Annotated in this window: 12 protein-coding genes; all 12 read right to left on the bottom strand. The window is 46.2% G+C overall.

The window, feature by feature from the left end:
• Positions 1-180: 180 nt before the first annotated feature.
• A complete protein-coding gene (locus IH879_12845; protein MCH7675825.1) occupies positions 181-495 on the bottom strand; it encodes an NAD(P)/FAD-dependent oxidoreductase in 315 nt (104 codons plus the stop codon).
• A 232-nt stretch (positions 496-727) separates the two neighbouring features.
• Entirely contained in the window at positions 728-1030 is a 303-nt protein-coding gene (locus IH879_12840) for a hypothetical protein (GenBank protein MCH7675824.1), read from the bottom strand.
• A 25-nt stretch (positions 1031-1055) separates the two neighbouring features.
• A complete protein-coding gene (locus IH879_12835) occupies positions 1056-2390 on the bottom strand; it encodes a hypothetical protein (GenBank protein MCH7675823.1) in 1335 nt (444 codons plus the stop codon).
• Between the two features lie 384 nt (positions 2391-2774).
• Positions 2775-4166 carry a DUF3943 domain-containing protein gene (locus tag IH879_12830; GenBank protein MCH7675822.1) on the bottom strand — a complete coding sequence of 464 codons (1392 nt, stop codon included), beginning with the start codon at positions 4164-4166 and terminating at the stop codon, positions 2775-2777.
• 65 nt (positions 4167-4231) lie between these two features.
• On the bottom strand, positions 4232-5053 hold the full coding sequence (locus IH879_12825) for a hypothetical protein (protein ID MCH7675821.1): 822 nt from the start codon (positions 5051-5053) through the stop codon (positions 4232-4234).
• Positions 5050-5718 carry a PorT family protein gene (locus IH879_12820; protein ID MCH7675820.1) on the bottom strand — a complete coding sequence of 223 codons (669 nt, stop codon included), beginning with the start codon at positions 5716-5718 and terminating at the stop codon, positions 5050-5052. Before IH879_12820 ends, IH879_12825 begins: the two co-directional genes overlap by 4 nt.
• Before the next feature lie 327 nt (positions 5719-6045).
• Positions 6046-6411, bottom strand: a complete 366-nt coding sequence (locus IH879_12815; GenBank protein ID MCH7675819.1) for an STAS/SEC14 domain-containing protein — start codon at positions 6409-6411, stop codon at positions 6046-6048.
• A 43-nt stretch (positions 6412-6454) separates the two neighbouring features.
• A complete protein-coding gene (locus tag IH879_12810; GenBank protein MCH7675818.1) occupies positions 6455-7183 on the bottom strand; it encodes a hypothetical protein in 729 nt (242 codons plus the stop codon).
• Positions 7184-7273: 90 nt separating this feature from the next.
• Positions 7274-8131, bottom strand: a complete 858-nt coding sequence (locus tag IH879_12805) for a universal stress protein (protein ID MCH7675817.1) — start codon at positions 8129-8131, stop codon at positions 7274-7276.
• Between the two features lie 76 nt (positions 8132-8207).
• The gene (locus IH879_12800; GenBank protein ID MCH7675816.1) at positions 8208-9287 is read right to left on the bottom strand and encodes a DUF481 domain-containing protein; all 1080 of its coding nucleotides are present in this window, start codon (positions 9285-9287) and stop codon (positions 8208-8210) included.
• 8 nt (positions 9288-9295) lie between these two features.
• Complete coding sequence (locus tag IH879_12795) at positions 9296-9559, bottom strand: hypothetical protein (protein MCH7675815.1); 264 nt, start codon at positions 9557-9559, stop codon at positions 9296-9298.
• A gap of 366 nt (positions 9560-9925) precedes the next feature.
• A partial coding sequence (locus IH879_12790; GenBank protein ID MCH7675814.1) for an alpha/beta hydrolase fold domain-containing protein occupies positions 9926-10196 on the bottom strand: 271 nt, incomplete at its 5' end.

Raw genomic sequence — 10196 nt, 5'->3', positions numbered from 1 at the left:
AAAAGCTCGAAACACGCCTTGCCTTCTGATACTCGAAAATCGCGCGAACATTTGCAAGTTTTATGAAGGCATCGATAGAAGCCGAGTTGACATTATATTTTCTCTCATCGAAATCTTTTATTGTGTCTTGTGAACGACACCGTAAGTATAAAAAGCCTAAAGTCAAGAAAAAAGATTCATTTACACCATGTAACTGACATCCGATGAGCTGGTCGGATAGGCGTAGATCATTCTTCGAACATCCCCGGCAGGTATTTCATTACGAATTGCCAACGCGAAAATATTAATCACTTCTTCAGCGTGTGGACCTAACACGTGTGCTCCGAGAATACGATTGCTACCCTCTTCTACCAGAGTCTTGAAGCCTGAGTATTTTTCCAAACCCAATTCGTTTGCAGTTCTTTCTTGCAACCCCACAGATGCCAGAGGCGGAATCGTAAACCCAACTGAAGGTATCCCAGAGTAATCTGCTGTTTTGTCATTATCCTTTAACATATTAGCCGCCACGACATACCCTTCCAAGCTCGCCACGGGCGTCAACGGCGGCCGAACGGCCTCGAATCGATCACTGCGACTTCCCAGCCTGAAGAACGACACTTGTAGGCAACTGTCGATGCTGCCGAGCCAGTACCAAGTACTATGAGATCAAAATTTTTGTTCATATTACCTTCCTCTCGAAATTAACTTCACTTTTGCGTCCTGTACCGTTGGTTAGGTTCGGCATATTCTACAAATAACATCTTTTGACAGGCCGCGCAATATAAAGTAGTGAGTGGTCGTGATTGTGATGGATGACCTCCGGTTTGCCACCGCTTTCGATGACCTTTGCTGTTTTAGTTTTTAAATTAATGATGGAAATGGTGCCGTCTTTGGTGTTTGTCACGTAGATTTTATTATCGTCTTTTGAAATGCCAACCCTTTTTGTTCTTGAGTTTATTTTTTTAGATTTTCGTTTTTTTAGCGCTACTTTTTGTTCAGATGTAGAAACGGTTTTGAATAAAAGTTCAAGTGTTTGAATAATTTGAACCATTTAGGAAAGACCCAGTTATTTATTTTTAGAATTGCTTTACTTTCTCAGTTGGTTTTCTAAAACGCGAAGACGAAACCTGATTATCAAAATCCAGATCCCCAAAGTCTTCAATAATCTCTATTTCACCGCTACCAACGAAGTCAATGAACCTGCCCTCATAACCTTTGTTTTCGTGCAGCCTATAAATCCAGCCAGCCGGAATTTGAAATCGGGCCGAGGACACCTTATTGTCAATGCGCTTTCCTTGCGCGAATAGGTTCCCATAGTCACTAAAATCTGAATTCTCGACTCCGAAAAGACTCAGACGTCGTCCCTTAAAATTCTCCTGTTCATACAGGTCAATCCAGACTTGATTGGTATCCGTTATGGATGCGGCTGTAGTATCTGGCTCCGAACTGAAGGAAATGAATTTTATCGTTTCCTCATCAAGCCAAAAGGCGGTGGAATAAATCGTCATCCTACCGCCAGAATCGATATAAAGGCATGATGCGGCGTCCATGTTGCAATATCCGCCTTTACAGGAAAATTGCCTGTTCGCAATTTTGGTAATAATGGGCCCAGCAAGAACAGGATTTTGCATCCTTGTCATTTTTTCAGGAAACACAACTTCATAGAGGTCTGCAAAGTCCTTGCCAGGTAAAAAGCCCACATGGGGTGCCGTATTGTGAATACCGACTAAATACAACCGACCATCCGATTGTTGAATGAAGGTGATGGATTGAAAATTGCCAAAATTCTTATCTTCTTCTTGGCGTGCTTGAACATCGGATATTAACCAGGTGAAGGGCTTATTCTGAAATCCGTCTAGAATGTTGCGGGACTTAGAGAGATAAAAGTCCAAACGTCTTGGCAACCCGTCCCGACCACTTTCAACTGCGGCTATAAAGCGCCCATTTGAAAGCTTAGTCAACGCAACTTCGTAGGCTTTGCGATATGGCCGGTCTATCTCAAAATCAAGTTTCCTGGGGTTTTCCGGATTTTCGACATCATAAAAAATGATTTTACCATGCAATGGTTTGCCACCATAAAGCGGTACGGCAAGTAAGTTCCCAAGGAGCCCCAATCCACCTGCATGCCATAATTCTGAGTCGATGGCAATTGTTTTGATAATAGCATCCTTGCCAGGCGGCTTTTTATCAATCATCACATTTGAGGTCCAATCGCCAACTTCTCGTCGAGATGCCATTTTTACAATAAATAAAGTGGGCGTGGCCTGGTTCGGATTAGATCCGGAGACAATCAGGTAATTCGAGTCCCGGAGCCGTTGGATTCCTTGAAAGTGATTTCTGAATCCAAGCTTGTTTTTGATACTCGACGTGTACCATGGCTTTGCAATGTGGCCATTGTTCCAGGCAGCCATAAAGTCACCTCTTGACCTTAGCCGGAGAAGAGATGCTTCAACATTATCGACTTTTGGGTTGAGGTCATAGATTGCCTGAAGGTTATCTTTTGTTTGTGAAAGCAAGGATGGCGGTGATGAGCCTGGTAATTGCCAAAGAATTATCGCAATAACCAGGAGAGTTCTTAAAGATTTGATGTTAACAATCATGATTCAGAAGCAAAAAAATATAATTTTAACTGAACTAGGGAGTAAATTGTACGGGAATAGGTGTGCAAGAAAGACTAACCAGGCGGAAGATCATCTTCATGTTTGTCTATCGGGTTGCTGTTTGCGATAGAAACGCATAAATGAAGTATATCTTGAAAAAGAAAGGTCGACTGAATGGGCAAGAAGATCACAGAGTCATCGCCACACAAACGAGGCACCCACTCTCAGTTCCGGATTGCGGCGATGAATATTAGGGAAATCGCGAAAATAGCTGTCGCGCATATATAAAACATAATCGACTCCGATGCCAAGACTTCTCCAAAGCGGATATCGTGCCCTGAGCCACAGGAAGTGCACAATCTGATTGCCAATTGCACCATTCATGGTGTGAGTGTAAATTCCCCGATAATTCAATGACAAGAGTTCGTTGCCCTGGTGGAACAGCGTACCTCCGGTCCGGAATCCAAATCCGCTGCCAAAGTCATAATCCCTGTCAACAAAGTCCACGTATTCCGAAATCACCGCAGCCAAGGGGTAAAAGCTTGGTTGCACAATGGTTCGTAACTGAGTTCGCTCTGAAAATTTCCATAAACTGCGAAGGGTTGCTGCAAAACTCTGACCGCCGATTTCATAAGTACGGTTATCGGCGTAGTCGAACATCATATCAAATGTTACCAGGTGATCAACAGATTTAGACCGCTTTAGAGACTTACCATAGAGCACGCCATGCATTTGCAACAGACCGAGTGTTTGTTTCTCTTCACCGTTTATTTGAGTCGACAATATGAATGTGTCAAATGGGCGTTTGTAATCTTCCATGGGATTGCCATACAAAACATGCAAGTCAGCATAGAAAGTCGCTGGTTCTGCATTCTTCAAACGTCCATCCGCGATGGCGCGAAACCCGACCATCGCTGTTGTATACAAAGAACCCGGGAACCTATCAGACGGATTAGGCCCAACCTTAGACATTTCACCGCGGACGAGACGGCTGAATCCGCCAACGGGATCAAGAAAGAAAGCTCCAAGCTCGCGAAATGTTCGGGCAGCACCCGTGGCCCGGTTATCCCGGATCATTTTCGCAGTTCGATGCAGGGTTTCGCCGAGAGTGATTCCGCCAATGCTGGTCATCGCCCAATCGTTGATGGCGCCTCTGTTGTTCTCTCCAAAGAACTCCCAAATGAAACTACCAGCAAAGGCAAATGGAACCGAACCCCAAAAACTGTAACCATTTGAACGGGCGGAATTAAAGTACACGCTGCCGTGGAACGGATGGTCAAACATATTCGTCTTGAAACTATTCGGGTCCCATTCAAAACCTTCGCGAATATTTTTCTTCCACGATTTCCAGGACAAATCCGCTGTGGTATCATCTGCAAGATGGCGATTAACATACCAGGGCAAAACCGAAACCGCCAAAAGCTCAACAGTGGCAAGTCCGAAATTCTTTTTCTGACAACAAAACTGAGCGTCCTCCTGGTGGGCTGGCTCCGTATAGCCAAGCGCCTCTCGAAAAGATTCTTCAACCACTTGCGCCCCCAAAACCGAAGTCAGACACAAACTCAAAATGAGTGGTATGCGAATCAACACTATCCCTCCGTTAGTGAATTTATGAAGAAAAAAAATAGTAAGTAAATTTTTGTTTCCCGGGTTCACCGTTTCAGTCTTAATCCAAAAAACCATCCTTGTTGTACACCGTTATCCCAGATATAGCGATTTCTACCTTCCTCGCCGTTGTCGAACTGCAGCTCCTGGTAATTGTAGCGCATGGTGAGATCCACAGGCTTGGCAAGGCGAAAACCCACCTCTCCGCCCAGCGTCCATGTAAAGTCGGAGCCTATTGTGAAGCCGCCAAAGTCAGTATGAAACATGGCCCAAAAACGATTTCCTGCTTCGGTGAAAAGCCTGCCACCAAGTACAGGCTCCAACCAGGTTTCCGTTACCTTCTGGGTAGCATCCGGCTGAGTGGCAGCAACCACATCCTGTTTCTGGTTCACGTAGCGTGCACCAGCGTAGACCTCGAAGGCTTTATTCGCAGCGAATGGGCCAATCTGAGTCGCCACAAAGAACTCACCTGTAAACCAGCTGAAATCATAATTGGCTGGTGAGGTAATACCATCATTTATGTTGGTAATAGTTGTCGTATTTTTTATGTTAGCTCGAGAAAGATTAACTATACCTCGGATTCGACGTTTGCCCACCTCTAACCGCAAAGCCCAGCTCTTCTCCAAAACACTCGAACCAACCGGCACAAAAAAATCGCCAACAATGTGATCACCGGATCCAACCTCCAGGCTCTCCTCCCTGTCAAGGTTGGAAAACCACAAGTAAGGTGTCAGCCTCAGGTACCATCCCGGGTTTCCTCGATCCTGGGCATATACTTTGCCGTAATCGGCCTGGGCAAAAAGAAAGAGCACTAAAAAAGCGATGGCCAAACCCCAAAAAAACTGATTATTAATGTTGAAGAATCTCATTGACTGACCTCGTTTAAGGGAAGAGCAAAACCAAACATGAACCTCATAACATTGTTTCGGGCGGACTGGCCAGCATCAGCAGCCTGGTCGAAAACGTTATTTAAGCCAAATTCGTATCGTGCTTCAAGCATAAACCGGGAGCCTCCGGGAAACTCCCGCCAAAAGTGGAGGCCGACGGGGATGCTATATTCCAGGGTTTTCATATTACCACCGGGCGTGGTTTCATCACATTCATCTTCAAACTCAAACCGGTCTCCATCCTTACTCTTGCAACCAACGTTGATTCCGATTGCAAAACCACTAAACGGAGCCAGGTGCCAGGGTCCGCCGGAAAGAGCAAAAGCGACCCTGCCAAGTATCGGCACCTGCAAATACGCACTCTGGAAGCCGTGAGTACCGCCGCCTGCTGAAGGGACTTTAACCTTCAGGGCACCCTTTTGAATGAATTGAATTCCGGTTACAAAAGCCCATTTCTCCCCCAATTGGAGGTCAAGGAGCAGCCCCCCGGAAAAACCCGCCTCGAAACCAGAGTCGTCGACGAAACTCCCTGTCATTATGCCTAACGAGGGACCTGCCATCAAACCGATACGTGACTGCGCTTGAGCAGGAACCATATTAACTATAATCAAAAGCACCAAAAGTGCTGGGATTAGAAAAAGTTTCATGAGTTTTGCTATTGGCAGAAAAAAACCGGTTTAACAGTTACAAGTATTACTTTGGCAGCCGGAGGGTATTCGAAGGTAAACAAGTAATTTAGCGACTCATATCCACCCTCTTCTCAATAACGACTACTGCTAATTTCGTGCCATAGCAACAATACTTAATGCAAAGATTTCAATCCTCGAACCAAGGCCATAAAAAACAAACACTAAAGGAGAAAACCATATTCATAAAATTAATTCGAGCTCATTAAGCAGTGTGTATAGAATCGAGGATATGATAAAATCTTAACGATATGCTAGAGACCGCTGGTGATGGAGAACTTGCTCAGTTTATTTCCGGTCGCCCTTCAGCCACAAGAACGCCTTTTCTGACTCTCCCGGCTGAAAGTAGGCCGTCTTGGCAACGGAAAAAGGGCTCGAAAACTTCTCAGACCACTCGTGCCACTTTTTTTCTCCAACTACTGCGATTCGTTCGATATCATCAAAGTGCTTCGTATCAAATTTCATCTGCTCCCACACTGCTTTCAAATCCGAGCCTTCAAAATCCTGCAACTCAATCAGCACATAGATCTTTCCATGTTTAGCAATGCTCTTTTCGACTTCCGGCAAACTCGATTCCAAATCCTCTTTTGATATTTTTCCGGTGACAATTGCCTTGATGACAGCGTTCGTTTCTTCCGTTATTTGAACAGGCATATTTTATCCTCCTTTAAGCAATGTACAAAAAACCGGACAATCTTTACTTCTGGGGCACGTTGCCAAAATGAAAACCTGCACCGATGCCCGGCCCGTGAATTGTGCCTTCAAGTGAAAATTCTCCACCTGTAGAATCTTCGTCGAACTTGGTATGAAGGATATGGTATCCAGCCCACAAGCTTATCGCCGGAGCGATTCGATAAGCAATATCAGCAGTCAAGTTCCAGCTTAAATCAGAAGTGTTTCCGGCAATATTAAATCCACCCAAGTCTCCGCGGGCATGGAGAAGGAGCTTTTCTGACAGGGTAAATCGAACCCGTAGACCCAGCATTGGATCAGTCCAGTCAACCGCCTCATCCCAGCGTCTGGCTCCAATAAACAGATCAGCCGAGGTCGTTTTGGAGGAGCCGTCGCCCAGAAACCGGTATGTTCCAGCCAACTCAAAAATCCAGGCTTTAAAATTGGAGCTGCCGATTCCGGTGCCGTTTTCATCCTTTCGTGAAATTCTCACTGATGAGGGCCGGAAAAACAGGCCGAACTTACCATATCTTGCTTCAACATAGGCAAGCAAAGCAAAGTCATGCGCCTCAACAAATTCCCCCAGTTGATTTTCCTGATCGTTGATGTGAACATCGCCACCAATCGCAGTATACCATAGATGGGGAATAATAACAAATTCCCAGCCGTCACCAGGGCCTTCCTGAGCCGAAGTGACAGTGAATGTTAAAAACATTATAGTGCATGTTATAAAAGCCGGCAGGTTTTTTTTCATCATTTCCTCAATCGGTTCTTATATATTTGATTATATTTGATGTAATCTTAAACCCACAAAAAGTGACCGCCGCTCGCGAACCTGCAATGGTCAGGTTGTCGGGACGGCCAGAAGCGGGCACGGGGCAGCACGGAGAACCTGCTGCGTTACGCTGCCGCGAAGCGCATCGAGAAAGCCGTCATGGCCTGCAGTCGACATGATAATGAGATCCACCATCTTCTCTGCTTCGGCCAGTATTTCCTGCACCACATCGCCGGCACGATTGTCAATTATCCAGTTGACAGCCGGGATTTCCGGAAAATCCACCATCGGCGTTTCCGAAGCTTTTCCCACGTGGAGCAGTCTAATCTCGGTCTTCGTGCCGGCGAGCTGAGCTGCCCGTGCCGCATACTCGATGGCAGGCAATGGGCTTGGCTGAAATGAAATAGGTACTAAAATGCGATTCAGACTGATCTCCCCTGTCTCCAGGGAGACAAACCCCCTGGGAGACAACCCCCTGGCTTCATTTGGAATGAACAAGGTTTTTGTCGCCGTTTTCAAAGCAATCCGTTCAGCCGCCGAAGGCTTGAGCCACCGCTGCAATCCATCTCTTCCTTCCGTCGCCAGTACAATTAAGTCGGTTGGGTGTTCTTTCAAATAGGTTAACGTCGCTGAAACGGGATTCTCTTTCCGGACCCGGACTTTCTTAACCCGCACAGAGAGTTCTTCGAGAACTTGCCGTTGTTGGCTCCCCTCTTCTAGCAGCCCCCATTTTTCCAGGGTATGTCGAACAGCAGGAAAATACTGCCAGTCTTTAGCGGACCCGCCGGCGTGCAGGATCGTGAATCGAGTACTTCGCAAAAGAGCAATGACCAATGCATGGGCAAATGCATTCTTGCTTTCCGCGGAAAAGTCACTCGGGTGAAATACTGAATTAACAAATGGCACGTCATAAATGAATGATGTCATGATTCCTCCTTGTTGCTTGGTTCGGTGCCTTGTTTTTGAGAAAATTAATTACTTATTAGACTAAAAGATCATTGCCTTAGTATGTCCAGCCAAAGGATACAACAACGCCAAAATCATTTTTGGACGCATCCACACTTGGCGGCTCACTGTCGAAACTATCATAAAATTCCAGATTCCAAAAAAGATCTTTAACCAGCTCCCACTTAAAATCAATTTCGAATTCAGCCCGGACCCGGCCGACCGGAGTCAAGTTAGGGTAAATCGTAAAGTCGATTGAAAAATCGAGCTTTGGTGTGTCAAATCTATAGGTCAAAAAATTGACGTTACCGAACGATTCCAAATTGGCCTGACTTTCAGCGGCATCGGTGACCCATTCCTGGTTAAACTGAAAACCAGCGAGAACGCGCAGGTGACGGGAATTGGTCTGAATCAAAAACCGTCCGCCACCCCCACCGGCTAAAAGCCGAAAATCGATTCCCAATTCACTGTTTTGCTCAAGCGTTAAGCTGCCTCCTGCAACCCACCATCCGGGAAAAAAGCGAATGATTCCTGTGGAGGCGCTGTTACGCTTCGAAGTCTTCTTGTCCTCTTGAAAAGTAAGAATGGAATTAAGGGCCAGATTAGATGACACTTTTCTGGTGCGATACCTGATATCCCCATTGAAATTTAGTTGTCCGACCTTACTCGCCTTACCGTAATTGAATCCCAGGCTTGCCGAGGAGCCATCCAGCCTGGTCCAGAAGCTGCTTTTTATCGGAGTGATGCGGACAACATCCAGGAATCGAAGGCGGACTGTGTCGGCCTCGGATAGCACGAGAACTGCGGCATTAATGGTATCCGAATCGACTGACCCGAAGTATTTCGCACCGATTGCCGTTTCCAACTCAAAAGTATCCTTCGACCTAATAAAAGCTATTTTGTCCCACTCAATAAAGATCGTACCGGCATCATCTGTCTTGTATTTTAGTTTGCCGAATTTGAGTTCTTTGATCTCGCCGGTTATGTGATCGCCGTTCCTTAGAACTACGACATCCGTTTTCTCAGCCCGGGCAGGTCCAAAGAGAAAAAGAACCATCCAAAGAGCGTATACCCAACGTAGTATCGGATGGCTTGGGCGGCCCGATTTTTTTTCGTCGATCCAACGATGTGCTTTCACTCTAGACCCTATTTCTTGCTCAAGAACGCGCTGAGATAACCCTGCACCCTATCGACTCTTGCCGGAATTCGATAGCGTTCTTTGCGAAGGGCAAAGTACGCTTCTACATCTTCATCCGTCAGTTCGGCTGCCTCCGCCCGGGCAACTCCCATCATGGTGATTTTTCTTACCATGGCCAGCCGCACGGTCGGGTCGGCGCGGTCGAGATTGCGGGCCAGCGCCTCACGATAGAGAATCTCATCCCGAACATACTGCTCCAACCCTTTACGCAATTCAACGGCGGTTGGGGGCCGGTTTCAGGTGCGCATAAATTTAGCGCGCACTTGCGCGACATCAGCTTCCGTAAAGACAACGCGGCTTGAGTTTTCAGATTCGCCCGGGGTTCCTCTCACCAGTATCATTCCCAGAGCTAGCAGAGTCCGAACGCGATTAGATGCGCAACGGTGCGCCAGGAACTGGAACCCGGTTTTTGGATTATTGATTTTTTACTATTGCTCATAAATTACTTTCCTCCACATATCCAGACCGTGCTGCCATAGATCCACGCCTATCAAATTCCCATATGTAGTTTGAAGAACTTGATCATCTCGTCATATATTTACAAGCTCGTTAAACCGCCGGAATAGTCTTACACCCGACTATTTCAAGTGACTATCCAGAAAATCACCCAGCTCAGAATAGGCTTCTACGTTTTCAGATGAACCAAATAACCCATATTCACCATGTGATAGTCCTTCGTATACATTTAGGTCAGCTACCACTCCTGCGATTTTCAGTTTGCGGTGTGCCCGTACGGTATTGCTCAGAAATAAATCGCGAGTACCAGCTACTAAGTAAGTTGGAGGAAATCCCGAAAAATCTCCATAGACTGGAGAAATGAGGGGGTTTTTAATATCCGTCTCCCCAGAA

The organism is candidate division KSB1 bacterium, assembly GCA_022562085.1.
Lineage (GTDB): Bacteria > Zhuqueibacterota > Zhuqueibacteria > Oceanimicrobiales > Oceanimicrobiaceae > Oceanimicrobium.
This window is presented reverse-complemented; position numbering and strand designations above follow the sequence as displayed.

What these genes read in the sequence shown, in the direction of transcription:
- IH879_12840 (MCH7675824.1), bottom strand. Translation starts at nt 1,030, where the DNA reads ATGGTTCAAATTATTCAAACACTTGAACTTTTATTCAAAACCGTTTCT.
- IH879_12805 (MCH7675817.1), bottom strand. Translation starts at nt 8,131, where the DNA reads ATGACATCATTCATTTATGACGTGCCATTTGTTAATTCAGTATTTCAC.
- IH879_12815 (MCH7675819.1), bottom strand. Translation starts at nt 6,411, where the DNA reads ATGCCTGTTCAAATAACGGAAGAAACGAACGCTGTCATCAAGGCAATT.
- IH879_12810 (MCH7675818.1), bottom strand. Translation starts at nt 7,183, where the DNA reads ATGAAAAAAAACCTGCCGGCTTTTATAACATGCACTATAATGTTTTTA.
- IH879_12825 (MCH7675821.1), bottom strand. Translation starts at nt 5,053, where the DNA reads ATGAGATTCTTCAACATTAATAATCAGTTTTTTTGGGGTTTGGCCATC.
- IH879_12835 (MCH7675823.1), bottom strand. Translation starts at nt 2,390, where the DNA reads ATGGCTGCCTGGAACAATGGCCACATTGCAAAGCCATGGTACACGTCG.
- IH879_12820 (MCH7675820.1), bottom strand. Translation starts at nt 5,718, where the DNA reads ATGAAACTTTTTCTAATCCCAGCACTTTTGGTGCTTTTGATTATAGTT.
- IH879_12845 (MCH7675825.1), bottom strand. Translation starts at nt 495, where the DNA reads ATGTTAAAGGATAATGACAAAACAGCAGATTACTCTGGGATACCTTCA.